This is a genomic window from Lentzea sp. NPDC036955 (genome assembly GCF_055608005.1).
This window is the reverse complement of the sequence record NZ_JBVJRC010000009.1, coordinates 352,322-376,674: the sequence shown is the minus strand read 5'-3', so window position 1 is coordinate 376,674 and position 24,353 is coordinate 352,322. Positions and strand designations below refer to the sequence as shown.

Below are 24,353 nucleotides of genomic sequence, written 5' to 3'. Positions count from 1 at the left end.
CTGCGCGGTCGGTGTCCGGCCTATCAGGATGGCGGGCGTGTTGATCCGCCTCGCCCAACCAGCCGAACTGCCGTACCTCCAGGAGATCGAAGTCGCCTCCGGCGAACCGTTCACCGACGTCGGCATGCCCGAGATCGCCGCCGACGCCCCGATGTCGCTGGAAGCCCTGGCAGAGCACGAGGTCTGGGTCGCGGTGGGCGGCAGCGGGGTGCCCGTGGCGTTCATCGCGGTCGGCCCCGTGGACGACGCCACCCACATCCACCAGGTGAGCGTCCACCCGTCGTGCGCACGGCAGGGCATCGGCGCGGCGTTGATCGAGCACGTCACGCCGGCCGACCGCGCTGTGACGCTCACGACGTTCCGCGACGTGCCGTGGAACGCGCCCTACTACGAGCGGCTCGGGTTCCGGACGGTCACCGAGCCGTCACCGGGGCTCGCGGAGCTCATGCGCGAGGAGGCCTCACGGGGCCTCGATCCCGCGACCAGGGTCGCGATGGTCCTTCTCCCAGCGCACGAACGTCCCTGACGCCACCGACAGGCTGCTGAGCAGCCACACCAGCACCCCCGCGTCGTCGGTCACGCCGATCACCGGCAGCAGCTCCGGCACCAGGTCGATCGGCGAGACCAGGTACACCAGCGCCACCGCCCACAGGGCGAGCTGGTTGCGGGGCAGCCCCCGGTACGCGCCGCTGCGCCAGGCCTTCCACAACCGCGGGAGGGCCTTGGCGCGGGTGATCGGGTTGCCGACCGGCCCCGGCAGGCCCTGCGCGCGCCTGCGGCGGTAGCGCACGACGCCCAGCGCCAGGAACACCAGGCCCAGTGCTGTCATCACCCAGCCGACCGGCGTGGGGCTCAGGCCACCGAGCGGCGCGTCGCGCAGCAGCAGGATCAGCAGGCCGGACAGGGAGATGAACGCTCCGAAGACGACCATCGCTAACTCGGCTCCTGGAACAGCATCGTCGGGATGGACTTCGGCGGCTGCCGCTGCGGTTCCGGCTGCGCGAAGTCGAACACCTGCTCCGGTGCCTCCTCCGCGGGAACCTCCTTGACCACCGGCTTGCGCGCCGCCTTCACCGGTGGTGGCGCGGACACGTCGAGCGCCTGCCGCGCCTTGGAGATCCAGACCTTCTGCATCGCCTCGTCCTTGCTGCCGGCCGCGGACGCCGCGAGTCCGGAGAGGACACCGCGGATGCGCGCGACCAGCGCGGGATGCCGCCGGACCGCCTGCCACACCGCGTGATCACCCGGCAACCGGGCCGAGACGAGCTTCGTCACCTGAGCGCGCAGCTCCGATGTGGACAGATCGAGCCAACGCTCGACCGCTGACGGGCCAATCGCCACGTGCACAGCCTCCCCGAGAACGACAACCGCCCCCACAGGATCTCACGGATCGAGCGGGGGCAGGTGGTCCGGGCGCTTTTCGCCGCTCGGGTCAGGAAGCGACGACCTCGAGCAACACCTTGCCGTTCTCGTCGTGGATGCGGAAGGTGGCGATCTCGTGCCACCGCATGGCCACGTTCGCCTGCAACCGGATCGTCTTCTTGTCGCCGGCCACGGGTTCCGGTGCGAACCAGGACGTGACCTGGGCGACGCGGCCCGCGCGGCCGACCGCGACGAGCGAGCCCTTGGACGGGCCGGACATCCCGCTGACCTCGATGTCCATCGACGTGCCCCACGGCTCGTCGGACGCGGTGATCTTCGTGAACACACCGCTGTTCGGGTCCTGCTGCTGCACCTGCATCGACGAGTCGGCCTGGTTGTTGGCCACCCGCGTCTGCGAGGTCGACGTGCTGGGGTTCTGCCCGCCCCCCGCCTGGTTCGACCCGTCGTCGCCACCGACGACCAGCGTGGTGACCACGGCGGTCACCGCGATGACACCGGCTGCCGCGGCGGCCACGCCCTGCGCGATGAACCACCGCCTGCGCTTGCGCCGGGCCGCCACCGCGTCGAGCATGACCCGCACCGACTTGCCGTCCGGGCGTTCCGGAGCCGTCCCCCTCAGCATCCCGCCCGCGTCGGCCTCGTCGATGAGGTCCGGCACCACCGCGAAGTCGCGCAGGTCAAGAGCACACCGCCGACATTCGGTCAGGTGGTTCTCGAACGCCTCCACCTCATCGGCATCGAGGATGCCGAGCACGTAGGCGGCGACGTCGAGGTGGTCTGGTGCCGTTGTCACCGCGTCTCTCCCCGATCGTGCAACGCACGCCGCAACGCACGCAGCGCGTAGTACACCCTCGACTTGACCGTCCCCGGTGGCACGCCCAGTGCCGCCGCGGCCTCACCGACGGTGCGGTCCCGCAGGTACGTTTCGAGAATAGCCTCCCGGTGCTCCTCGGAGAGACCGTTCATCGCCTCGGCGACGACGATCGCCGCGAGGGTGCGGTCCTCCTCACCGCCCGAGGGCGACTCGTCCGAAGGGGTCAGTTCGAACTCCTGCGGACGGACGCTCCGCTTTCGCCTGTCGTCGATGACCAACCGCCTTGCCACCGTGAACAACCACGACCGCAGGAGCACGGGGTCACGTTCGAGCTTCTCGGCGTTGCGCCAAGCCCTGACCAGTGTCTCCTGCACGATGTCCTCGGCCCATTGACGATCATGGCCGGTCAACCGCATGCAGTGTCCCAGCAGGGCGCTGCCGAATTCCTCGTACAGCCGACGGATCAACTCTTCTTCGAGAGATCCCGGTCTTGGTGATTGTTCGTCTAACTCACGTTGACGTCTATGCCGCGCCACGGGGGACATCCTTGCCCCATCAACCGTCTCAAGTCGAGAGGCAAATATTCCTCACGAAGTTCGTGAACCGTTGCCGGATCGTGTCCGTACTCCTCGGTACCCAAGCCGAGAAAGGACCCTGCCGATGCGACGTGGACAGGCCGTCACCGCCCTGGCGGCACTGGCTCTCAGCCTCACCGCGTGCGGCAGCTCGCAAACGCCCGCCACCACGCCCGATGGCGGTCTCAAGGCCGCACCGGCGGACCTGAGCAAGGTCACGCTGCTCGCGGTGGCGGAGTCCGCGCAGGTCGGCTGGCACGTCACCGACGGCGACGGCCTGCCGCTCTACCGGTACGACAAGGACACGCCCAAACCCGCGAAGTCCAACTGCGAGGGTGAGTGCGCGAAGGCGTGGAAGCCGGTGAAGGCCGACAACGACCCGATGGCCGCCGGCGTGGACCCCGGTCTCATCGGGACCGTGACCAGGTCCGACGGCACGAAGCAGCTCACGATCGCCGGGTGGCCGCAGTACACGTTCGCCGAGGACGAGACGGCCGGTGACCTCAAGGGCCAGGCCAAGGGCGGCGTGTGGTTCGCCACCGCCCCCAACGGCGCCAAGATCACCGGCGGCAAGGCCCAGAACAACGCGAAAACCGGTACGACCGGTGCCACGCCGACGGCGCCACCGCCCTCGTCGTCCGCGGCCGCACCCGGTTATTGACCTCGTGCCGATCCCCGGAACCGACTCCCCGAACCAACTTCCTGAACCAACTCCCAGAACCAACTTCCTGGACAACGAGGACTTCAAGACGATGACCAGAGCCCTCGCCACCGTCTTGGCGATGTTGTTCCTGTTCTCCGGCGGTGCGGTCACCGCGTCCGCCCAGCCCGCGGACACCGGGGGAACGGTGCAGGCCGAAGGCGGCCCGTTGACCGCGAACGACCGGGACCTCCTGGTGAAGGTGCGCCAGGCCGGTCTGTGGGAGATGCCGATGGGCGAGCTCGCCCAGACCAAGGCGCAGAACCCGCGCGTGAAGGTGGTCGGGAAGCAGCTGATGCTCGACCACATGAAGCTGGACGAGGCGGTGAAGAAGCTCTCGGCCCAGCTGAACGTCCCGATCCCCGACCTGCCCAGCGCGGCGCAGCAGTCCTGGATGGACGAGCTGAACGGCCTGGAGGGCGCCGCGTTCGACCAGGCGTTCGCCGACCGGCTGCGCGCGGCGCACGGATCGGTGTTCGCGTTCGTCGCGAAGGTGCGCATCCAGACCCGCAACGACCTCATCCGGCCGTTCGCGCAGGTCGGCATCGACGTGGTGATGAAGCACATGACGTTGCTGGAGAGCACCGGCCTCGCGGGTGACGCCGCGTTCGCCGAGCCCGTGCCCGCCGGCGGCATCATCAACGCGACCCTGGCCTCCGGTGAGGGGCCGAACATGTGGGTGATCCTCACGGTCACCGCCGCGGGAGTGGTCCTGACGATCCTCCTGCTCCGAGTCCTCCGCCCGCGACGGCCGGTGCGGTGAGTCTGCAAGACCCCGTCTGAAAACGGGAAACGGAGGTGGTGTCCCCGGGTAAGAGGCACTCCAACGCGGACCTGTTCCCACCCGCCCGGCCCTGCTGTGCCCACTCCTGCACCGCAGGACCGGGCGGGTTCCCGCGAGAGTTTCACCCGTTCGGAGTTCGTTCGGAGGAAGTGTTGTTGTCCAGCCAGATTCCGCTCCTGGTGGCCCAGGCGTCCGAGTTCGACTCGGGCCTGAAGAAGATGGCCCAACTCTCCGCCAGGCTGGCTTACGTCTTCATGTGCGCGACCTTGTCCTGGGGCGTGCTCATCGCGACCGGGTGGGCCGAGAAGCTCACCGGCCGGGAAGGACTGAAGAACGGGCACATGGTGCTCGCGTCGCTCGCGATCGCGTTCGGTGCGGTGCACGCCTTTGCGTTCACGTTGCTGCAGAACGGGGCGTTCAGCTACGTCAAGCTCATCCTGCCCTTCGTCGACGGCGGCCTCTTCCGGCACGCCCTCGGCATCCTCGGACTGGAGGTCATGGCCGCTATCGCCATCCTGGCGTCCATGCGGCACAAGGTCTTCTACCGCAAGTGGCTGCGGTTCCACCAGACGGCGTACATCGCCGTGGCGATCACCGTTGTGCACTCCTGGTTCGGCGCCATCGCGAACGGCAACCTGTCCGTGCTGTGGCTCGCCGGCCTCACGATCCTCGTCCCCACCGCGACCCTCGCCCTGGCGCGGTTCCTGCCCCCGGAGGTGCTGATGCGCATCGGCATGCTGGAGCCCGAGCGGGGCAAGGAGCCCGGCATCGGCGAGGGCGACGCGATGGACGTCAGCGTCAACAACGAGAAGTGCCACCGCTACGGCACCTGCCAGGCGGAGGCCCCCGACGTCTTCCAGCTGATCGAGGACAACCGCCTGACCTACAACCGCCGCCCGCCGGAGGAGCACTTCGCCCAGGCGCGGTCGGCCGCCCGCGCGTGCCCCATGCGCGCGATCGAGATCAGGGAGCGAGTGAAGTGAGCGAGCGGATTGTGGTCGTCGGCGGCGGACTCGGTGGAGTCCGCTCCGCGGAACGGCTGCGCGAGATGGGCTTCGACGGCAGGATCACGATCCTGTCGGCCGAACGCCACCTCCCGTACCACCGCCCATGCCTGTCCAAGCAGATCATCACGGGGGAGTGGCACCCCGACGACTCGCTGCTGTCGTACTCGGGCGACCTCGACGCCGAGTGGCGCCTCAACTCCCCCGCGCTGCACCTGGACCCGAAGACGCAGTCCGTCTGGGTGCCCGGCGGTGAGGAGATCAAGTACGACGGCATGATCATCGCCACCGGCGTGGACGCCAGGGCGATGGGCGGGGCGCCGCGCCACGACCCGCGGGTGCACGTGCTGCGCACGCTGGACGACGCGGTCGCGATCCGCAGGAACATCCGCCAGTCGCAGGGGCTCGTCGCCGTCATCGGCGGTGGCTTCATCGGCTGCGAGCTCGCCTGCTCCGTGCGGCACATGGGCCGCGACGTGGCCCTCATCGTCCGGTCGCCCGCGTTGCTGGGCGGTGTCGTCGGCGACGACATCGGCAAGAAGATCACCGAGGCGCACGTCGAGCACGGCGTGCGGCTGGCCACCGGCGTCGGCATCAAGCACTGGGTGCGCCAGCCCGGCGGCATCGGCATCCACCTGAGCGACGGCCAGGTGTTCTTCGCCTCCTGCGTCGTGCTCGCCGTCGGCGCCTCGCCCGCTGTCGACTGGCTGCGCGGCTCCGGCCTCGTCATCGAGGACGGCGTGCTCTGCGACGCGACCAACCACGTCGTCGGCGCCGAGAACATCGTGGCCTGCGGTGACGTGGCCCGGTGGCCGAACCTGCGCTTCAACGGCGTCGTCCGCCGCGTCGAGCACTGGCTGAACGCGGTCGAGGGCGGCCGCGCGGCAGCCGAGAACCTGTTGGTGGGCCGCAACTCCGCCAAGCCCTACACGCCGGTCCCGCGGTTCTGGACCGAGCAGTACGGCATGCGCGTGCAGGGCGCGGGCCTGCCCGTGCTGGGCACCGACACCACCGACGTCAACGGCCTGACCGGTTTCATCGCCGACGGCAAGCTCGTCGGCATCGTCGGCCTCGAACAACCCGGCAAGATCATCACCGAGACGCCGGAGCTGTTCCGGCAGAACACCGTGGACCTCAGCCGTCCGGTGTGGACCCAGCCGGCCGAGGAGACCCCGCAGCCGCTGCCCACCACCCAGATCCCCGTTCCCGAACCAGTCGCCGCCCGCGCATCGTCGGTTCCCCCGTCGGTCTCGTCGTCGACGTCCCCGCCTTTGCAGCGGCGGAGGCACTCGCGGTCGAGGCCGGAGATGGTGCGCTCGGGCGGAGGACGCGCGAGGCCCTAGATCCGAGGCCGGCCCCACCGGTACAGGGCAAGCGGCGACGAGCGACTCCGACGCGCCGCGCGGCCAGGTGGCGGACCAGACGCCCGCGGCGTGCGCTCGTACCGCGCCGGTGGGGCCGGCCTCGCCCTCTCGCGTCCACAGCGGTGTGGCGGCCCGGTGGGCTCCCGGGCCGCCACACCGGCCTTTCCAGTCCCGCGGTCAGGTGGAATCCACCACTGGGCCCGCCGGTGCCCCGATAACGTCGTCGCCATGAGCGATCCGCCGGTGCGCAACGAGATCGGAACCGTCAACGGCGTCGCCCTCCAGGTGGGCACGATCAACGGCCCGGTCACCGTGCACGTGCCACCCGAGGTGCCCGAGGACGATCCCGGCGCCGACCCGCTCGTGGTCGACGTGCGGCTGCGCAACCTCGACTACGTCTCCCTCACCGACGGCGACCGGGTCGTGGACGTGCCGGCCAGCGGCCACTCCGTGCAGCTGATCGTCACCGGCGTGTCCAGGACTCCGGTGGTGCTCGCCGAGCTGCGGGTCGAGGTGCTCACCAGGACCGACCGGTCAGGGCCGCTGAACCGGCACGCCGCCGCGGTGCCCCGCCGCCGGTTCGAGGTGCTGCTCGACGCCACGCCTCCACGGCTGCGTGCGCTGGGGGACACCGACTTCCCCTACGAGGTCGGCCTGCACGAGTCGGAGGCGTTCGACCTCAAGGTCGTCACCGAGCAGGGCGACGTCGAGTGGGTGCTGCACCTGGACTGGGTGTGCGGGCGGCGCAGCGGGTCCCTGCGCGTCGGGCTCGGGCACTGGCCGTTCCGCACCGCCGCCCGCTACCCCGGGGCGGTGCGGTGACGGGAGGTCGCGTGTACGTGCTGACCCACCCCGTCCGGGTCGTGCCGGTGGTGGTCGAGGACCCCGCGTTCGCCGGCGTGGTCGAGGTCAGCACCCGCACCCACATGAGCGCGGTCATCGCTCCGGGACCGGTCACCGGGCCGGTGGCCGAGCACGTCCCGCTCACGGGGCACAACGTCGTGCTGCGGGTGCGCGGCGCGGTCGTGGTCGAACGGGTCGGCATCGCGCAGGTCCTGGAGCTGCCGCTGGACGCCGACGGGGTCAGCCTGGTCCACAACCACCACACCGCGCCGCTGACACCGGACTTCGTCGAGGAGGTGGTGCGGTCGGGCGCCGCGTACGCGCCGCTGGCGGCTCCCGACGTCGAGGTGGACCTGGACCGCGGCACCACGCGCGGACTCGACGGCGCCACGACCCTGCCGTTGCGGGTGGCGGCGGGGGAGGTCGCCGAGCTGGTGCTGGCCCCGGTGACGAACGTGGTCGACCTGGTGCGGTGGACGCTGGTCGTGCACCTGCGCCGCGGCGAGGACACGGCCGCGGTCACCGCCGGGCTCGCGGTCACCGCGGAGACCTCGATGGGGAACGGTGCCACCGGGGAACGTGCCGCGGTGCAGGTGTTCTACCCGGACCACTGGCACCGGGGTGCCACGCGGAAGGACGTCGTGGCACGGCAGGGGGCGGCGGAGTTCTACGCCTTCGCGGCCCACCTGACGGCGGACGGTTCCGGGTTCGTCCGCTTCCCGGAGCTGGACGGGGACCCGGAACCCGCCGAGGCCACCCGGCTGTGCGCGGAGGCCGACCGGATCGCGGAGGAGGGCGACCGGGACGCCGCGCTCGCCGCGTACACCGCGGCGGCGGAGGCCGGCAGCGGTGCCGCCGCGTTCCGGCTGGGCCACCTCGCCGACGTGACCGGGGCCGTCGAGGACGCCGTGCGCTGGTACACCCTCGCGGCGCGGCGGCAGTTCCGGCCCGCGTTCAACGACCTCGCGGCGCTGTACAACCGGCTCGGCCGCCTCGACGAGGCCGAGCACTGGTACCGGCGGGCCGTCGAGGTCGGCGACTGGGTCGCGGTGAGCGGGCTGGGGGTGGTGCTCGTGCGGCGCGGTGCGCCCGAGGCGGAGGCCGTGCTCCGGATGGCCATGACCACCCCGGCCGGCGAGGCGATGGTCAGGACCACCGGCGACGAGTACGCGCACCGGGTGCGGCAGGCCGCGGCCGTCGCGGCGGGTCTGCTGGGCGACCTGCTGGTGGCGCGGGGCCGCGTCGACGAGGCGGCCGAGGTGCTGCGGGAGGCGGTCCGCGGTGGCAACGCACTCGCCGCGCACTCGCTCGGGCAGCTGCACCACGACCGCGGCGACCTCGACGCGGCACGGCGGTGGTGGCGGGAGTCGGCCGAGGCCGGGTTCCCGTTGAGCGCCCACCACCTGGGCCGGCTGGCCGAGGAGGAGGGGGACGCCGCCGAGGCCGAGCTCTGGTGGCGGCGCGCGGCCGCGGCGTTGCCGGCGACGCTGACCCGCGGCACCTTCGCCCTGGACGGGGAGCACGGGGTCAGCTTCGTGATCGGCGACCTCGCGGAGTCCGGGGAGGTGCTGGCCGCGTACGCGCTCGGCATCCGGTTGCGCTACCGCGGCGAGGCCGAGGAGGGCGGCCACTGGCTGCGGCTCGCGGCGCGCGCCGGTCACCGGGCCGCCCGCTACGAGCTGTCCGACGAGCCGGACTGGACGCAGGTGGCCGAGGTCCACCTGCTGGAGCCGCACCGGCTCGCCGTGCGGCAGGACGGCTGGTACCGCCTGCCCGACCCCGGCTGGACGGCGGGCGCACCGGTGCCGGTCGACGCGCTCGTGGGCGCGTACGCGGTCGACGGGGACGGTGGGCTCGGCCCGTTCCAGCCGAACCCGCTGTACGTGCCGCAGACCAGGGCGCTGCCGACCGATCCGGTGCACGCACTGCTGAGGCGGGTCCTGACCGACGAGGCCGCCGGTGCGCGGCTCCTCGGCCTGCTCGCCGGCACCGTCGTCGAGATCGCCACCGACGAGCGGGGCCACCTGCGGCTGCTGCGGTCCCCGGACGGCCGGCCGTGCGTCGCGGTCGTGACGGCGGAGCTGCACAAGCGGCGGCTGCCCGCGGTGCGGTGGCACCGGGTCGTCGGTGACCGGCTGGCCGAGGTGGTCCCGGACGAGGTCGAGATCCTGCTCAACCCCGGTGACACCGCTCAGCTCCTGCTGCTGACGGCCGCCTTGCGCCCATGACCGGCACGGTCCGCGTCGGGCACGGCGCACCGGAGGTGGTCACGGCCGGGAGCCGAGCGGGCACGCGCAGGCGCAGTCCGAACAGGACACCGGCACGACCGCCCGCCGTGGCTCAGCTGAGCAGCTCGTGCGCCGACGTCGTCGGTTTGCCGGGGTGGACCGGCAGCGACTCCAGGCCGTACACGATCGACAGCCTGCGGAACGCGAGCGCCCCCGGTTCGACGGCCAGGCGCATCTGCGGGAACCGCCGCACCAGTGCCGGGTAGGCGATCCGCAGCTCCATCTTGGCCAGCTCCGCGCCGATGCAGCGGTGGGCGCCGTAGCCGAACGCCAGGTGCTGGCCCGCCGCGCGGGACGGGCAGATCCGGTCGGGGTCGGAGTACACGTCGGTGTCGCGGTTCGCCTGCGACAGCGAGCACACGACGATGTCGCCCGCCTTCACCCGCGTGCCGGCCACGTCGACGTCGCGGCGGGCGATGCGCGGGAACGCGACCTGCACGACCGTGTGGTGCCGCAGCAGCTCGTCGACCAGCGAGCTCACCGCCTTCTCGTCGCCGTGGACCTGCTCCATCAGCTCGGTGGAGCGCAGCAGTGCGAGCGTGCCGAGCGAGATCATGCTGGCGGTGGTCTCGAAGCCGCCGGTGAGCAGGCCGTCGGCGAGGCCGGCGAGCTCGTCGTCGTCCAGGTCGTCGCCGTGCTTGCGGATCAGCTCGCCGAGCAGGCCGTCGCTCGGGTTGGACCGCTGTGCGCGCACCAGCTCGCGGAAGTAGACGATGGACTCCGACACCGCCGACAGCGACGCGGTGGCGGCGCCGGCCAGGTCGAAGCGGGCGACGCTGCGGCGCTGGAACTCCTCGCGCTCGCTCAGCGGCACGCCGAGGAGCTCGCAGATCGTCAGCGCGGGCACCGGCAGCGCGAAGTCCTCGACCAGGTCGACGGCGCCGTCCTTCATCGACATCAGGTCGAGCTGGTCGGCGACGATCTGCTCGATCCGCGGCACCAGCCGCGACAGCCGGCGCATGGTGAACTCCGGCGTCAGCACCTTGCGCAGCCGGGTGTGCTCCGGCGGGTCGCTGAAGCCCAGGCCACCCGGCGCCTCGTCGGCGAACAGGCCCAGCTCCTTGAGGTGGCCGAAGTCGTTGCTGAACGCCTCGACGTCGACGAGCACCTGCTTGGACGCCTCGTGGCCGGTCACCAGCCAGACCGGCACGGGCAGTGGCAGCCTGGTCACCGGGCCGTGCGCGTGCATCCGCGCGAGCTCCGGGACCGGGTCCACACCGTTGCGGCGCAGCGGGGCCAGCACGCGCGACGGCACGAACCACGACGACTCCAGGTCGAAGCCGGTTCGGCTGAGCCGGGCGAGCAGGCGCCGTCCCACCCACTCGGTCAGTCGGGAGCGCACGTCCGTGCCCGACCGCAGCATCTGCTTCATGAGACGGTTTCCCTTCGGCGGCAAGGGGGCTGAGGGATCGGACAATAGCGACAGGACCGTGCGCGTGTCGTCATACCTGAGATCTAGTACCCAGGTAGGTACGCCCGTTCTCAGGGAGTGGTGACGACCTGGCCGGCCCACGACAGCCCGCCGCCGAAAGCGAAGAGCAGCACCGGAGCACCCGAGGGCAGCTCGCCGCGTTCCGCCATTTTGGACAGCGCGAGCGGGACGGAGGCCGCGGAGGTGTTGCCGGAGTGGACGACGTCACGTGCGATGACCACGTCATCGGACAGGTCGAGCTTGCGGGTGAGCGCCTCGACGATCCGCAGGTTGGCCTGGTGCGTGACGACGCCGGCGAGGTCGGTGGTGGCGATGCCCGCCCGCTCGCAGGCCTGCCTGGCGATCGCGGGCAGCTCGCTGGTGGCCCACCGGAACACGGCCTGGCCCTCCTGGGCGAACCGCGGCTGCCACTCGTCGACGAGCCGGACGGCGCCGCTCCTGGTCGGGTCGGAGCCCCACACCACCGGGCCGATCGCCGGGTCTTCCGAGGCGCTGAGCACGGCGGCGCCCGCGCCGTCGCCGAGCAGGATGCACGAGCTGCGGTCGGTCCAGTCGACCAGGTCCGACATCTTCTCGGCGCCGACCACCAGCGCGTGCCGGGCGGCACCGGCGCGGATGGTGTGGTCTGCGGTGGCGAGCGCGGTGCAGAAGCCGGCGCAGGCGTTGTTGAGGTCGAACACGACCGCGGAGGGGATGCCGAGCCGGGCGGCGACCTGGGCCGCGGTCGACGGGCTGCGGTCGATCGCCGAGCACGTGGCCACGATCACCTGGCCGATCTCGGCCGCCGGCACCCCGGACGCGGCGAGGGCCTTGGCGGCGGCCGCGGCGGCCATGTCCGTGACGGACTCGTCGTCGGCGATGCGGCGCGTGGCGATGCCGGTGCGCTGCAGGATCCACTCGTCGTTCGTGTCGACCATCTGCTCCAGGTCGGCGTTGGTCAGCACCCGTTCCGGCTGGTGGTGGCCGAACGCGACAACACGGGATCCGGACAAGGTCAGCTCCTTCAGCAGGCGGGTCGCCGGGAATATAGCAACCGATCGGTCGGTAGCTGAAGGGCCTGTGATCATCGTCGGCGCGGCTATCATCAGGCCGTGAGCCCGCGCCGATCTGCCGCCGACACCCGTGAGACGCGGCAGCGCATCCTCGGCCACAGCCTCGCGATCGCCTCGCAGGAAGGCCTGGAGGGGCTCACGATCGGCCGGCTCGCGACCGAGCTCGGCATGAGCAAGGCCGGGCTGCTGGGCCACTTCGGCACCAAGGAGGCGTTGCAGCTCGCCGTCGTCGACGCCGCCGCGGAGGTGTTCCTGCGCGAGGTGCCGCGCCGGGTCAAGCAGCTGCCGTCCGGGCTGCCGCGGCTGAAGGACGTCTGCGAGGCCTGGGTGTCCTACCTGGAACGCAACGTGCTGCCCGGCGGCTGCTTCTTCACCGCGGCCACGGCCGAGTTCGACGGCCGCAGCGGACCGGTGCGCGACGCGCTGGCGGGCATGAACGCGTTGTGGCGCCGCGACTTGCGCATCCACATCCGGCGCGCGGTGTCCGACGGGGACCTGCCGCCCGACACCGACGTCGAGCAGCTGATCTACGAGCTGCTCGGGATCATGCTGGCGCTCAACCACTTCCTGCAGCTGGAGAAGGACCCGGCGGCACCGGCGCGGGCCCGTCGCGCGCTGGAGCGCCTGTTCCGCTGACCGCTCAGGTCCGAAGTGGACTCACGTGTTCCGCCGCTGCGCCAGCCGGACCTGGATCGACTCGACGGTCACGCCGCCGTCGGCGTGCCGCTGCAGCTTGCCGCGGCTCACGAGGTCGTGCACGCCCTGCCGGGTGATCCCGAGCATCGCCCCGGCCACCCCGAACGACACGTGCTGCCGGCTCGGGTGACCGGCCCTGCGCGCGACGACCCGGCCCAGCGGGGTGGCCCACCAGCCCTCCGGCGGGTCGAACGGGGTGTCGCCGGGGTACAGCACCGTCATCAGCCGGATCGCCAGGTGCCGCGCCTGCTCGTCGCGGCCGCCGAGCAGCTGCTCGGCCCACGTGTTCGCGTCGGCGTGCACCTGGTCGTGCAGCGCGTCGAGGTCGGCGGTGGGCAGCAGGATCTCCAGCGGGTCCAGCAACCGGCTGGTCACCAGGCGGATCAGGTCCACGCGCAGTTCGAGCTGCTCCTGACTGCTCACTTGACAGAAGATAGCAAGTACTTGACGGCTTGTGTCAAGTACTTGCGCCGTCCCAGCCACCACCACGAGCGCGTGGCACGTGTCCGGTGTGCGTCCGGTAGTTACGATCAGGCGCTGTGGAGTTCCGGGTGCTGGGGCCGGTGGAGTGCTACGGCGACGACGGCGCGCGCCTGAACCTGGGCCCGCCCAAGCAACGGGCCGTGCTCGCGCTGCTGCTCGCCCAGGCCGGGCGGGTGATCCCGGTCGACCGGCTGATCAGCGTGCTGTGGGACGACGCACCGCCCAAGACCGCGCTGAAGAACCTCCAGGTCTACGTCTACCAGCTGCGCAAGGTCGTCGGCTCACGGCTGCTGTCGCGCGCGCCCGGCTACCTGATGTCGGTCGACGCCGCGGAGCTCGACCTGATCCGGTTCACCGGGCTGCTGGAGGTGGCCCGCCGCGAGCGGACCCCGCAGCGCTACCGGGAGGCGCTCGCGCTGTGGCGCGGGCCCGCGCTGGCCGACCTCGCCGCGTCCGGGCTGCTGCGCGGGGTGGTCGCCCGGCTGGAGGAGCTGCGGCTGGCGGCACGGGTCGAGTGCGCCGAGGCGGAACTGGACCTGGGACGGCACGTCGAGGTCGTCGCGGACCTCTCCGAATGGGTGCGCGAGCACCCGTTGAACGAACGGCTGCGCGAGCAGCAGATGACCGCGCTGCACCGCGCGGGCAGGCCGGCCGAGGCGCTGGCGGCCTACCGGGAGTGCCGCGGCGTGCTGGCCGACGAGCTGGGCGTGGAGCCCGGTGAGCGGCTGCGCCGGTTGCAGGCCGAGCTGCTGCGGGCGAAACCCGTTGGCGCGCAGGCGGTCCGGCAGCTGCCGCCGGACGTGGTCGCGTTCGCGGGACGGTCCCGCGAGCTCGCGCTGATCCGCTCGCAGGTCCGGCCCGACCGGGTCGCGGTGTGCGTGGTCACCGGGCAGGCGGGCATCGGCAAGTCGGCGCTGGCCGTGCGGGCGGCGCACGAGATCGCCGGGTCGTTCCCGGACGGCCGGCTGTACGCGGACCTGTCCGACGGCGCCGCGGACCGGGTGCTCGGCCGGTTCCTGCGGGCGCTGGGCGACCGGCCCGGTGACGAGGAGGCGGTGCGCTACCGGTCGCTCACGGCGGGGCGGCGGCTGCTCGTGGTGCTCGACAACGCCGCCACGGCCGATCAGGTCCGGCGGCTGCTGCCGACCGGTCCCGGCTCGGTCGTGCTGATCACGTCGCGGCGGCCGCTGACGGCGTTGCCCGGCGCGTCCTGCGTCCGGCTCGGCGCGCTGCCGCTGGACGAGGCCACGCAGCTGCTGTCCGGGGCGGCCGGTCCGGTCGGTGGCGCCGCCGAGCTGGTGCGGTGGTGCGGCGGGGTGCCGCTGGCGCTGCGGATCGCGGGCGCCCGGCTGGCAGCAGGTCCACAGTGGACGGCCGGGGTGCTGGCCGCGCGGCTGGCCGGCGAGACCCGGCGGCTCGACGAGCTGCGGCTCGGTGACGTGGCGGTGCGGTCGGCGTTCTCGGTCAGCTACGCCGAGCTGGGTTCTCCTGCCGCGGCACGGGTCTTCCGGTTGCTCGGGCTGCTCGACGGCCCCGACTTCGCGGTGGCCGCGGCGCGGGCGCTGACCGACGTGCCGGACGTGGAGGAGCTGCTCGCAGAGCTGGCCGGCGCGCACCTGGTCGAGGAACCGGTGCCGGGCCGGTTCGCGGTGCACGACCTGCTGCGCCTGTTCGCCCGCGAGCGGTGCCGCGCCGCGGAGTCGCCGGCCGAGCGCGCGCTCGCGCTGGAACGGCTGCACAAGCACTACCTGGAGGCGCTGGCGGACAACCCGGGCGACCTGTGGCTCGCGGAGGAGCGCGACAACCTCCTCGCCGCCGCCCACCAGGCGTCCCCTGCCGACGCGATCGCCTTCGCCGCCGGGCTGTCGTGGTACTTCCGGCGGCGCTCCGAGCTGGCCGACTGGGCGGAGCTGAACGTGCTGGCGCTGGAGGCGGCGCGGTCGCTGGGGGACGTGCGGGCGGAAGCCCTGGCGTTGAAGGAGCTCGGCGCCGCCTGCGAGCGCGGGTTCCGGTTCGCCGAGGCGCTGGCACACTGGACCGGGGCACTGGAGCTGGCGCGGTCGTTGCACGACCGGCAGCTGGAGGCGGTGCTGCTGAACAACCTCGGCATCGTGCACTGGCGGCGGCGTGACCTGGCGGCGGCCCTGGTGTCGCTGGGTGCCTCGCTGGCCCTGCGGGAGGAGCTGTCCGACGCGCGGGGTGCGGCGTACGTCCGCACGAACCTCGGGCTGGTGCACGCCGCTTCGGGGGACCTGCCGGCCGCTCTGGGGTGCTACGAGGAGACCCTGCGGACGTTCCGGGCGTGCGGTGACCGCTCCGGCGAGCTGCACGCGCTCGCGAACACGGCCGACGCGCACCGCCGGCTGGGGTCGCTCGACCGGGCGCTGGAGCTGGCGGCCGAGGCGCTGGCGCTGGCGCGGTCGGTGGGGGACCGGCAGATCGAGGCCGGGGTGCTGCTCGACCGGGGGAGCGTGCACGAGCTGGCCGGGCGCGCCGGTCCGGCGCGGGAGTCGTACGCGGAGGCCGGGGAGCTGTCGCGGCGGATCGGGTTCCGCTGGGGCGAGTCGGAGGCGGCGCGCAAGCTGGCGGCGCTGGACGGCTGACCGGGGAGCGCGGCCGAACGGCCTAGTCTGGGGTCCGTGGAACTGCTGCACCTCAGGTACTTCGTCGCGGTCGCCGAGGAGCTCAACTTCTCCGCGGCCGCCCGCAAGCTGCACATGGCCGCCTCGCCGCTCAGTCAGCGGATCAAGGACCTGGAGCACGAGCTGGGCAGGCAGCTGTTCGACCGCAGCACCCACCACGTCGCGCTCACGGAGGCGGGCACGGCGCTGCTGCCCCTCGCGCGGGACGTGCTCGACCGGGTCGGGTCGATCCGGTGGCGGCTCGACGAGGCGACCGGGCCGCAGCGCGCGACGGTGTTCGTCGGCATGCCCCCCGGCGTGCACCCGGCCCTGCGCGAACGCGTGGCGGTCCTCGCGGAACGGGTGTGCGGGCGGTTCGAGCTCAAGCGGTGGCCGGGGTCGAGCACGGACCTCGTCGAGGGGGTGAAGGACGGCAGGCTCGGGCTCACGCTGGCCAGGCTGCCGGTGCAGGAGCCCGCGCTCGCGACGGTGCACGTGATGTCGGAACGGCTCGGGGCGGTCGTCCCGGCCGACCGGTTCGCCGGGCACGACTCCGTCAAACTGGCCGAACTCACCGATCTCGCCTATGCGCGGTCGCCCGAGGAAATCATGCCGTCGTATTTCGAGCAGCTCGACGCGCAATTGAACGAACTGGGCATCAAGAAGCGCATCCAGCTCACGAACACCGGTTACGGCGGCGTGAGCGAGCTGGTGTCCGGCGGGCTCGCGTTCTCCGTCTCGATGCTCGACGAGGAGAGCTCGATGCGGGGCTACCAGCTGGAGAACATGGTGGTCCTGCCGTTCGCCGACTTCCGCGCCCAGCTCGACACCGGCCTGCTGTGGCGGCACGACCGCGGCGAGGGCGACCTCCGGGAAATCGTCCGGATCGCGCAAGAGCTGTTCGCGGAACCGATCGCGAAATAATGGTGTGACCGCCGTGGTCATGCCATTGTGAGCGACTTGATCGTTCCCTTCGGAGAAAACCCGCACTAACTTCGGTGGTGCAGGAACTTCGAAAGGACGAACGATGCAGGACATCACCACCGGTCCGTTGGACGGCGTGCGGGTGATCGACCTCTCGACCGTGGTCATGGGCCCGTACGCGGCCCAGATCCTCGGAGACCTCGGCGCCGACGTGATCAAGATCGAGTCCCCGGTCGACACCGTGCGCAACGGCCGCCACCGCACCACCCCCGGCATGACGCCGCTCAGCCTCAACGTCAACCGCAACAAGCGCAGCATCGCCCTGAACCTGAAGGACGAGGACGACCGCGAGTGCGCGCTCAAGCTGATCGACACCGCCGACGTGCTGATCACCAACATGCGGCCCGGCGCGCTGAGCAGGCTCGGCCTGGACTACGCCGACGTCGCCGGGCGCAACCCCGGTCTCGTCTACGCCCACGCCCAGGGCTTCCGCGGCGACTCCGACCGCGCCGGCACCGCCGCCTACGACGAGACGATCCAGGGCGCGTCCGGGCTGGTCGACATCGCGAACCGCGCGCTGGGCCGGCCGGTCTACCTGCCGACGATCATCGGCGACAAGGTGTCGTCGCTGACCATCGCCTACAGCGTGCTCGCGGCGCTCGTGCACCGGGACCGCACCGGCCAGGGCCAGCGGGTCGAGGTGCCGATGGCGGACACGATGATCGCGTTCAACCTGGTCGAGCACCTGTCGGGCCACGCGTTCGTGCCGGAGGAGGGCCCGACTGGGTTCGGCCTGTCGATGGCCAGGGGCCACCACGCCGTGCACACCGCGGACGGTCTCGCCTGCGTCGTCCCGTACACCCCGCAGAACTTCCGCGACTTCTTCGCCGCCGCCGGGCGCCCCGACCTGGTCGAGGACCCGCGGGTGGCCGGTGAGCGGATCGACCCCGGCGACAGCGACGACCTCATGGGCCTCGTCGACGGGTGCGCCGCCGCCCTGCCCACCGAGGAGTGGGCCGAGGTGTGCGCGAAGCACAGCATCCCGTTCGGGCCGGTGCTGGAGCTCGACAAGGCGCACGAGGACGACTACGTCCGCGACGGTCACCTGCTCGACACCGTGCGGCACCCGACCGAGGGCGAGATCCGCTCGATCGGCATCCCCGTCCGGTTCTCCGCGACCCCCGCCACCGTCCGCCGGCTCGCCCCCGTGCCCGGCCAGGACACCGCGGAAGTCCTGAAGGAGCTCGCATGACCGCCGAAGTCCGCACCGAACGCATCGGCTCGGTGCTGCTCATCACCCTCGACCGCCCGCAGGCGCGCAACGCCGTCAACGCGGCCGTCGCCGGTGGCCTCACCGCCGCACTGGACGAGCTGGAGACCACACCCGAGCTGCGGGCCGGCGTGCTGACCGGAGCCGGTGGCACGTTCAGCGCCGGCATGGACCTCAAGGCCGCGCTGAAGGGCGAGTCGCCGTCGGTGCCCGGCCGCGGGTTCGGCGGGCTGACCGAGGCCGAGCTGACCAAGCCGCTGGTCGCCGCCGTCGAGGGCGTCGCGCTGGGCGGCGGGTTCGAGCTGGCACTGGCCTGCGACCTGATCGTCGCTGCCGAGGATGCGCGGTTCGCGTTGCCCGAGGTCAAGCGCGGTCTGATCGCCGCGGGCGGCGGAGTCGTGCGGCTCACCGACCGCATCCCGCACCACCTGGCGCTGGAGCTGCTGCTCACCGGCGAGCCGATCGACGGCCGCCACGCGGGTGAGCTGGGCCTGGCGAACCGGGTCGTGGCACCGGGTGAGGCCGCCGCCGTGGCAGTGCAGCTGGCCGAGCAGATCGCGCGCAACGCACCGCTCGCGCTGGCCGCCGTGAAGACGGTCGTGCGGTCCGCCGACCGCTGGACCGCCCAGCGCGAGGAGATCGCGAAGTTGATGAGCACCGCCGACGTGCGCGAGGGCATGACCGCGTTCGCCGAGCGCCGGGCTCCGCAGTGGACAGGAGAATGACCGTGCTGGGTGTCACACCGTTGAGCGCACCGGCGTTTCCCGCCGTGCAGCCCCGGTTCTTCGACCGCGAGTACCTCAACATCGTCTACCGCACCGATCCCGAGGCGCTGCGCGCCGTCGTGCCGCAGCCGCTGGAGGTCGACGAGCCGCTGGTCCGGTTCGAGGTCATGAAGATGACCGACGTGACCGGCTACGGCCCCTACACCGAGGCCGGTCAGGCGATCCCGGTCGTGTTCGACGGCGAACGCGGCGAGTACCTGCACGCGATGTACCTCGACAGCTTCGCCGCCACCGCGTCCGGCCGCGAGGTGAGCGCCTACCCGAAGGTGATGGGCTCGCCGTCGCTCTACGCCGACCGCGGTGCCCTGGTCGGGACCCTCGACTACGGCACCGTCCGGGTGGCCACCGCGACCATGGGGTACAAGCAGTACGAACTGGACACCCGTCTGGCTGAGGCGGAGATCACGGTTCCAACGTTCATGCTGAAGACCATCCCCGGATATGACGGAACGCCGCGGGTCCAGGAGCTCGTGCGCACGCGGATCACGGACGTCGTGGTCAAGGCCGCGTACACCGGGCCCGCGCGCCTGCAGCTGTTCCAGCACGTCCTCGCACCGCTCGCCGACCTCCCCGTGCTGGAGGTCGTGTCCGCCAGCCACATCGTCACCGACCTGACGCTCGCTCCCGCCAAGCCGGTCCACAACTACTTGGAGGAAGCGTGAACACCGGGAAGAAGGTCAGCACCGTCGCCGTCATCGGTGCGGGGGTGATCGGCCTGTCGTGGGCCCGCCTGTTCTGCGAGCACGGCCTGACCGTGCGCGTCGCCGACCCCCGCCCCGACCTGGTGGTCCCCGACGGCGTCGAGGTCGCGGCGACCGTCGCGGACGCGGTGCGGGACGCGGACCTCGTGCAGGAGAACGGCCCGGAGGACCTGGAGTTCAAGAAGACCCTGTTCGCCGAGCTGGTCCGCGAGGCCCCCGCGCACGCGTTGCTGCTGAGCTCGTCGTCCGCGATCCCGTCCACCGCGTTCACCGAGGGCATCGACGGATCGCGTGTCCTGATCGGACACCCGTTCAACCCGCCGCACGTGATCCCGCTGGTCGAGGTCGTGCCGGGCGAGCAGACGACCGAGGAGTCGGTCAGCCGCGCCGTCGAGTTCTACCGCTCCGTCGGCCGCACGCCGGTCGTGGAGCGCAAGGAGGTCCCCGGCTTCGTCGGCAACCGGCTGCAGGCCGCGCTCTCCCGCGAGGCCGCCTACCTCGTCGAGCAGGGCGTCGTCACACCGCAGGACCTCGACACCGTCGTGACCAGCTCGCTCGGCATCCGCTGGGCGACCGTCGGCCCGTTCCTCGGCGCCCACCTCGGTGGCGGCCCCGGCGGGTACCGGCACCTCGCCGAGCACATCGGCAGGTCCATGCGGGACCTGGCGCTCGGCACCCCCTCGGACGACCCCGAACGGCTCATCAGGGCCGTGGAAGACGCTTACGGCTCCTCCACGTACTCGGCGCTGGCCGAGGCGCGCGACCGCAAGCAGCTCGCCGTTCTGACCGCAGTGGAGGACAACTGACATGGACCGCATCGAAGACCAGCTCGTCGCCGACTTCTACGACTACGAGGCGCTGCTGAGCGACGAGGAGCGCAAGATCCTGCTGCACGCCCGCGAGTTCATGGCCACCGAGGTCAAGCCGATGGTCAACGAGTTCTGGGCGCGCGGCGAGTTCCCGCCGGAGCTCATCGACAAGTTCCGCGGCGCCGGCCTCACCGCCCTGTCCTACGAGGGCTACGGCGAGCACCCGGCCGCCGTCAGCAACCTGCTCACCGGCATGCTGGCGATGGAGCTCACCCGCACCGACGCCTCGGTCGCCACGTTCTTCGGCGTCCACAACGGACTCGCGATGTACTCGATCTACTCCGGCGGCTCGCAGGAGCAGCGCGACCGCTGGCTGCCCGCCATGGCAGCGATGGACAAGATCGGCGCGTTCGCGATGACCGAACCGCTCGGCGGCTCCGACGTCGCGGGCGGCATGCGCACCACGGCCCAGCGCGACGGCGACACGTGGGTGCTCAACGGCGCCAAGAGGTGGATCGGCAACGCCACCTTCGCCGACTACGTGGTCGTGTGGGCGCGCGACCTGGACGACAACCAGGTCAAGGGTTTCGTGGTCGAGAAGGGCATGCCCGGCTTCACCGCGGCCAAGATCGAGGGCAAGATCGCGTTCCGGATCGTCGAGAACGCCGAGATCACCCTCACCGACGTCCGCGTGCCCGAGGCGAACCGGTTGCAGAACATCAACTCGTTCCGCGACGTCGCGGAGATCCTGCGCGCCACCCGCGGCGGTGTCGCGTGGCAGGCGCTTGGCGTGATGATCGGAGCCTACGAGGCCGCGCTCGCCTACGCCCGTGAGCGCGAGCAGTTCGGCCGCCCGATCGCCGGTTTCCAGCTGGTGCAGGACCTGCTGGTGAAGTCGCTGGGCAACATCACCGCCTGCTGGGGCATGCTGGTGCAGCTCGCCCGGCTCCAGGACGCCGGCATCTTCCGCGACGAGCACTCCTCGCTCGCCAAGGCGTTCGTCACCGCGCGGATGCGCGAGGTCGTGGCGTGGGCGCGGGAGATCTTCGGCGGCAACGGGATCGTGCTGGAGCACGACGTGGCGCGGTTCTTCGCCGACGCCGAGGCCATCTACTCGTTCGAGGGCACGCGGGAGATGAACACCCTGATCGTGGGCAAGGCGATCACGGGCGAGAGCGCGTTCGTGTAGGCACGGCGCAGAAGGGCCGCCGGTGGGCACCGGCGGCCCTTGCCATGTCAGCCGTGCCCGGCGACGCGGTGCGGCTGGTAGGCCTGCTCCAGCGAGCGCGCCTCGTCGTCGGTCAGCTCGAAGTCCAGCGCCGCCACCGCGTCGTCCAGGTGCGCGGGCTTCGTGACGCCGACGATCGGCGCCGTCACGACCGGGTTGCGCAGCAGCCACGCCAGCGCCACCTGCGCCCGCGAGACGCCCCGCGCGGCGGCGACCGCGGCCACCTGCTCGACGATCGCCCGGTCCGACTCGACGTACAGCGTCGACCCGAACTCGTCGGTCTCCGCGCGTGCGGTCGTGGCGTCCCAGTCGCGGGTCAGCCGCCCGCGCGCCAGCGGGCTCCACGGGATGACCGCGATGCCCTGGTCCGCGCACAGCGGCAGCATCTCGCGCTCCTCCTCGCGGTAGAGGAGGTTGTAGTGGTTCTGCATGGACACGAACCGCGTCCAGCCGTTCGCCCGCTGCGTGTACAACGCCTTGGAGAACTGCCACGCGTACATCGACGAGGCGCCGAGGTAGCGGGCCTTGCCGGACTTCACGACGTCGTGCAGCGCCTCGAGGGTCTCCTCCAGCGGGACGGCGGGGTCGAAGCGGTGGATCTGGTACAGGTCCACGTAGTCGGTGCCCAGCCGGCGCAGCGAGTTGTCGATCTCGGCGAGGATCGCCTTGCGCGACAGGCCGGCGCCGTTCGGGCCGGCGTGCATGCGGCCGTTCACCTTGGTGGCGAGCACGACCTCGTCGCGGCGGGCGAAGTCCTTGAGCGCGCGACCGGTGAACTCCTCAGACGACCCCGCCGAGTAGACGTTGGCCGTGTCGAAGAAGTTGATGCCGGCTTCAAGGGCGTTCTTGATGAACGGCCGGGCCTCCTCCTCCGGCATCGACCACGGGTGCGTGCCCAGCGACGGATCGCCGTAGCTCATCATGCCGAGACAGATCTCCGACACGTCCATGCCGGCGAGCTTGGTGTAGCGCACGTTCAGCCCCTCAGGAAAACGACGGTCACGGTCGGGTGATGGCGACAACAACCCGTTCAACATCAACGTAGTCCCGATCGCCGGATCGTGCCCCTTCTCGACACGACAGTGGCTGCGCACCCGGAGGCACCGGCTCGCGGGTCTAGCTTCTGTGGGCATGACGAGCACCGACGTGGTCACCGCGGCGCGACCCGCTGGAGAGGTGCTGGCCTGGAGCCGTGCCGTGGTCGAGGCACCGCTGACGGCCGCCATCGCCACGTTGCCGGACCAGACCCGCGCGGTCGTCGGCCACCACCTGGCCGGGCAGGACCCCCTCGTCGCCGCTCTGGCCCTGCTCGCCGCGGAGTCCGTCGGCAGCGCGGATGCCGCTGTCGAGGTCGCCGTGGCATTGCAGCTCGCGCACCTGCACGACCAGGTGCACGCCGACCTGATGACTCGCGCGGCCCGCCGCGGCTCCCGGCCGAGCGCGTGGGTGGAGTTCGGCGACCGCCGGGCCGTCTCGGCGGCGGACGCCCTGCTGACGCTCGCGTTCACCCACCTCACCGGGCCCGGGGTGATGGCGCTCAACGCGGCACTGCTGTCCGTTGTGGACGGTTACGTGCGGGAGGTCGAGATGGCCGGACGCCCCGGCACCGTCGAGGTCACCGAGCACCTGCGCGTCGCCGCCGCCCAGCACGCCTCCCTCGCGGCCTGCGCGTGCGAGCTGGGCGCACTGGCCGCCGGCGCGACCCGTGACCAAGCCGGTCGCCTCCGCGCGTTCGGCGACCACCTCGGCCTGGCGCGCAAGCACGTCGACGACGTCCTCGCCCTGTGGGGCGGCCCCGCGGTCTCCGGCCGTCCACTGCACGACGACCTGGCGCACGACCGCCGCACGCTCCCCGTGGTGGCCGCGCTGGCCGCCGGTGCCGAGTTGACCGGCTCACCCGCGGAGCAGGCCCGCGCGGTCGAGCAGGCGGGCGGGCGCCGGTGGTGCGAGCAGCAGGCCGGGGTGTTGCTGGACAGCGCGCTCGGTCACCTGCGCGCGGCGGGTGTGCGGCAGCGGGCGGTGGACGAGCTGGCCGGGCTGGCGGTGGCGGTGACGACCGGCCGGTTCTCGCCGGTGCGCGTTCCCGCGGTCGTCGTGCCCGCTCAGGCGACCGCGGATCAGGTGCCGTCGTGAGGTAGGTGGTTCGGTTGCTCGCTGGTCCCGGTCGGCCACCGTGTTCCGGCAGGACGACCGCCCTGCCGGAACACCGGCCGGAATCAGCTGCAGTAGGCGTACATCAGGTCGTTCTTCGCCCAACCGCGGACACCCGTCGCCACGTTCTGCACCTCGATCCACTCCCAGCCGGACACGGCCTGCCCGCAGGACAGGTACGCGTACTGACCGGGGTAGCCCGAGCCCAGGACGGTGTACCCCGTGCCGGGTCCGGAGCGGATGTTGACGCCGGCGACCTTGAAGTCGCCCGAGTTCTGCAGCGGGTCGGCGCTCGCAGGAGCGGCGACGAGGGTGATGGCAGCCGCGGACACCACGGTGGCGGACGCGAGCATGCGGAACAGAGACATTCGAAACCCCCCAGGTTTGAACGATCTGAATACATGCCTACCGGATCTGTCGCCGGGAGCGCAACCGCCCGCCGAGTC

General features: G+C 71.8%; 25 protein-coding genes. 16 read left to right on the top strand and 9 right to left on the bottom strand.

Translation table 11 applies throughout. The features are described from left to right. Positions 1–40 precede the first annotated feature (40 nt). Positions 41–526 carry a GNAT family N-acetyltransferase gene (locus tag ACZ7CF_RS31020; RefSeq protein ID WP_458434360.1) on the top strand — a complete coding sequence of 162 codons (486 nt, stop codon included), beginning with the start codon at positions 41–43 and terminating at the stop codon, positions 524–526. Here the strand turns inward: ACZ7CF_RS31020 and ACZ7CF_RS31015 are convergent. The 4 genes from ACZ7CF_RS31015 to ACZ7CF_RS31000 all read right to left on the bottom strand — a co-directional run bounded on the left by ACZ7CF_RS31015 (position 461) and on the right by ACZ7CF_RS31000 (position 2,742). Beyond that, complete coding sequence (locus ACZ7CF_RS31015; RefSeq protein WP_360396244.1) at positions 461–931, bottom strand: YkvA family protein; 471 nt, start codon at positions 929–931, stop codon at positions 461–463. The genes ACZ7CF_RS31020 and ACZ7CF_RS31015 overlap by 66 nt on opposite strands. A 2-nt stretch (positions 932–933) precedes the next feature. Continuing rightward, entirely contained in the window at positions 934–1,275 is a 342-nt protein-coding gene (locus tag ACZ7CF_RS31010) for a hypothetical protein (protein ID WP_360396246.1), read from the bottom strand. A gap of 157 nt (positions 1,276–1,432) precedes the next feature. Then, positions 1,433–2,176 carry an anti-sigma factor family protein gene (locus ACZ7CF_RS31005; protein WP_360396248.1) on the bottom strand — a complete coding sequence of 248 codons (744 nt, stop codon included), beginning with the start codon at positions 2,174–2,176 and terminating at the stop codon, positions 1,433–1,435. Next, positions 2,173–2,742, bottom strand: coding sequence for a sigma-70 family RNA polymerase sigma factor (locus tag ACZ7CF_RS31000; protein WP_030468711.1), 570 nt, complete (start codon positions 2,740–2,742; stop codon positions 2,173–2,175). The genes ACZ7CF_RS31005 and ACZ7CF_RS31000 overlap by 4 nt, the downstream gene beginning before the upstream one ends. Positions 2,743–2,857: 115 nt before the next feature. Between ACZ7CF_RS31000 and ACZ7CF_RS30995 the strand changes: the two genes are divergently transcribed. The 6 genes from ACZ7CF_RS30995 to ACZ7CF_RS30970 all read left to right on the top strand — a co-directional run bounded on the left by ACZ7CF_RS30995 (position 2,858) and on the right by ACZ7CF_RS30970 (position 9,695). Further along, entirely contained in the window at positions 2,858–3,433 is a 576-nt protein-coding gene (locus tag ACZ7CF_RS30995; RefSeq protein ID WP_458431301.1) for a hypothetical protein, read from the top strand. Between the two features lie 91 nt (positions 3,434–3,524). Continuing rightward, on the top strand, positions 3,525–4,235 hold the full coding sequence (locus ACZ7CF_RS30990) for a DUF4142 domain-containing protein (protein ID WP_360396252.1): 711 nt from the start codon (positions 3,525–3,527) through the stop codon (positions 4,233–4,235). Positions 4,236–4,411: 176 nt separating this feature from the next. After that, positions 4,412–5,239 (top strand): 4Fe-4S domain-containing protein, encoded by an 828-nt coding sequence (locus tag ACZ7CF_RS30985; protein ID WP_470371235.1) that lies wholly within the window; start codon positions 4,412–4,414, stop codon positions 5,237–5,239. Next, the gene (locus ACZ7CF_RS30980; RefSeq protein WP_360396255.1) at positions 5,236–6,603 is read left to right on the top strand and encodes an NAD(P)/FAD-dependent oxidoreductase; all 1,368 of its coding nucleotides are present in this window, start codon (positions 5,236–5,238) and stop codon (positions 6,601–6,603) included. The genes ACZ7CF_RS30985 and ACZ7CF_RS30980 overlap by 4 nt, the downstream gene beginning before the upstream one ends. Positions 6,604–6,852: 249 nt before the next feature. Next, the gene (locus ACZ7CF_RS30975; RefSeq protein ID WP_360396257.1) at positions 6,853–7,446 is read left to right on the top strand and encodes a hypothetical protein; all 594 of its coding nucleotides are present in this window, start codon (positions 6,853–6,855) and stop codon (positions 7,444–7,446) included. 11 nt (positions 7,447–7,457) lie between these two features. Further along, positions 7,458–9,695 carry a type VII secretion system-associated protein gene (locus tag ACZ7CF_RS30970; protein ID WP_470371234.1) on the top strand — a complete coding sequence of 746 codons (2,238 nt, stop codon included), beginning with the start codon at positions 7,458–7,460 and terminating at the stop codon, positions 9,693–9,695. A 112-nt stretch (positions 9,696–9,807) separates the two neighbouring features. Here the strand turns inward: ACZ7CF_RS30970 and ACZ7CF_RS30965 are convergent, their stop codons facing one another. Both ACZ7CF_RS30965 and ACZ7CF_RS30960 read right to left on the bottom strand, forming a co-directional pair. Then, complete coding sequence (locus tag ACZ7CF_RS30965) at positions 9,808–11,127, bottom strand: cytochrome P450 (protein ID WP_360396261.1); 1,320 nt, start codon at positions 11,125–11,127, stop codon at positions 9,808–9,810. Between the two features lie 110 nt (positions 11,128–11,237). Continuing rightward, a complete protein-coding gene (locus tag ACZ7CF_RS30960) occupies positions 11,238–12,179 on the bottom strand; it encodes a beta-ketoacyl-ACP synthase III (protein ID WP_360396263.1) in 942 nt (313 codons plus the stop codon). Between the two features lie 99 nt (positions 12,180–12,278). Between ACZ7CF_RS30960 and ACZ7CF_RS30955 the strand changes: the two genes are divergently transcribed. Then, the gene (locus ACZ7CF_RS30955) at positions 12,279–12,875 is read left to right on the top strand and encodes a TetR/AcrR family transcriptional regulator (protein ID WP_360396265.1); all 597 of its coding nucleotides are present in this window, start codon (positions 12,279–12,281) and stop codon (positions 12,873–12,875) included. A 21-nt stretch (positions 12,876–12,896) separates the two neighbouring features. Here the strand turns inward: ACZ7CF_RS30955 and ACZ7CF_RS30950 are convergent, their stop codons facing one another. After that, positions 12,897–13,358: a hypothetical protein gene (locus tag ACZ7CF_RS30950; protein WP_360396267.1), complete on the bottom strand. Its 462-nt coding sequence runs from the start codon at positions 13,356–13,358 to the stop codon at positions 12,897–12,899. 116 nt (positions 13,359–13,474) lie between these two features. On the opposite strand from ACZ7CF_RS30950, the gene ACZ7CF_RS30945 reads away from it, so the two are divergent. The 7 genes from ACZ7CF_RS30945 (at position 13,475) to ACZ7CF_RS30915 (ending at position 21,717) form a co-directional block, all read left to right on the top strand. Next, positions 13,475–16,021 (top strand): AfsR/SARP family transcriptional regulator, encoded by a 2,547-nt coding sequence (locus ACZ7CF_RS30945; protein ID WP_470371233.1) that lies wholly within the window; start codon positions 13,475–13,477, stop codon positions 16,019–16,021. Between the two features lie 36 nt (positions 16,022–16,057). Then, positions 16,058–16,963, top strand: coding sequence for a LysR family transcriptional regulator (locus ACZ7CF_RS30940; RefSeq protein WP_360396271.1), 906 nt, complete (start codon positions 16,058–16,060; stop codon positions 16,961–16,963). Positions 16,964–17,066: 103 nt separating this feature from the next. Continuing rightward, positions 17,067–18,215: a CaiB/BaiF CoA transferase family protein gene (locus ACZ7CF_RS30935; protein WP_470371232.1), complete on the top strand. Its 1,149-nt coding sequence runs from the start codon at positions 17,067–17,069 to the stop codon at positions 18,213–18,215. Next, positions 18,212–18,958, top strand: coding sequence for a crotonase/enoyl-CoA hydratase family protein (locus ACZ7CF_RS30930; RefSeq protein ID WP_360396275.1), 747 nt, complete (start codon positions 18,212–18,214; stop codon positions 18,956–18,958). The genes ACZ7CF_RS30935 and ACZ7CF_RS30930 overlap by 4 nt, the downstream gene beginning before the upstream one ends. Continuing rightward, on the top strand, positions 18,955–19,680 hold the full coding sequence (locus ACZ7CF_RS30925; RefSeq protein WP_360396276.1) for an acetoacetate decarboxylase: 726 nt from the start codon (positions 18,955–18,957) through the stop codon (positions 19,678–19,680). Before ACZ7CF_RS30930 ends, ACZ7CF_RS30925 begins: the two co-directional genes overlap by 4 nt. Then, the gene (locus ACZ7CF_RS30920) at positions 19,677–20,525 is read left to right on the top strand and encodes a 3-hydroxyacyl-CoA dehydrogenase NAD-binding domain-containing protein (protein WP_360396278.1); all 849 of its coding nucleotides are present in this window, start codon (positions 19,677–19,679) and stop codon (positions 20,523–20,525) included. Before ACZ7CF_RS30925 ends, ACZ7CF_RS30920 begins: the two co-directional genes overlap by 4 nt. Position 20,526: 1 nt before the next feature. Then, entirely contained in the window at positions 20,527–21,717 is a 1,191-nt protein-coding gene (locus ACZ7CF_RS30915; RefSeq protein WP_458431310.1) for an acyl-CoA dehydrogenase family protein, read from the top strand. 47 nt (positions 21,718–21,764) lie between these two features. On the opposite strand, the gene ACZ7CF_RS30910 is transcribed toward ACZ7CF_RS30915, so the two are convergent. Beyond that, positions 21,765–22,730 carry an aldo/keto reductase gene (locus ACZ7CF_RS30910; RefSeq protein ID WP_360396282.1) on the bottom strand — a complete coding sequence of 322 codons (966 nt, stop codon included), beginning with the start codon at positions 22,728–22,730 and terminating at the stop codon, positions 21,765–21,767. A gap of 157 nt (positions 22,731–22,887) precedes the next feature. Here ACZ7CF_RS30910 and ACZ7CF_RS30905 point away from each other — a divergent pair, with 157 nt between their 5' ends. Continuing rightward, on the top strand, positions 22,888–23,889 hold the full coding sequence (locus ACZ7CF_RS30905) for a polyprenyl synthetase family protein (protein WP_470371231.1): 1,002 nt from the start codon (positions 22,888–22,890) through the stop codon (positions 23,887–23,889). An 83-nt stretch (positions 23,890–23,972) separates the two neighbouring features. Here ACZ7CF_RS30905 and ACZ7CF_RS30900 read toward each other — a convergent pair whose 3' ends face one another. Then, positions 23,973–24,275 (bottom strand): SH3 domain-containing protein, encoded by a 303-nt coding sequence (locus ACZ7CF_RS30900; RefSeq protein ID WP_360396285.1) that lies wholly within the window; start codon positions 24,273–24,275, stop codon positions 23,973–23,975. Between the last annotated feature and the right edge of the window lie 78 nt (positions 24,276–24,353).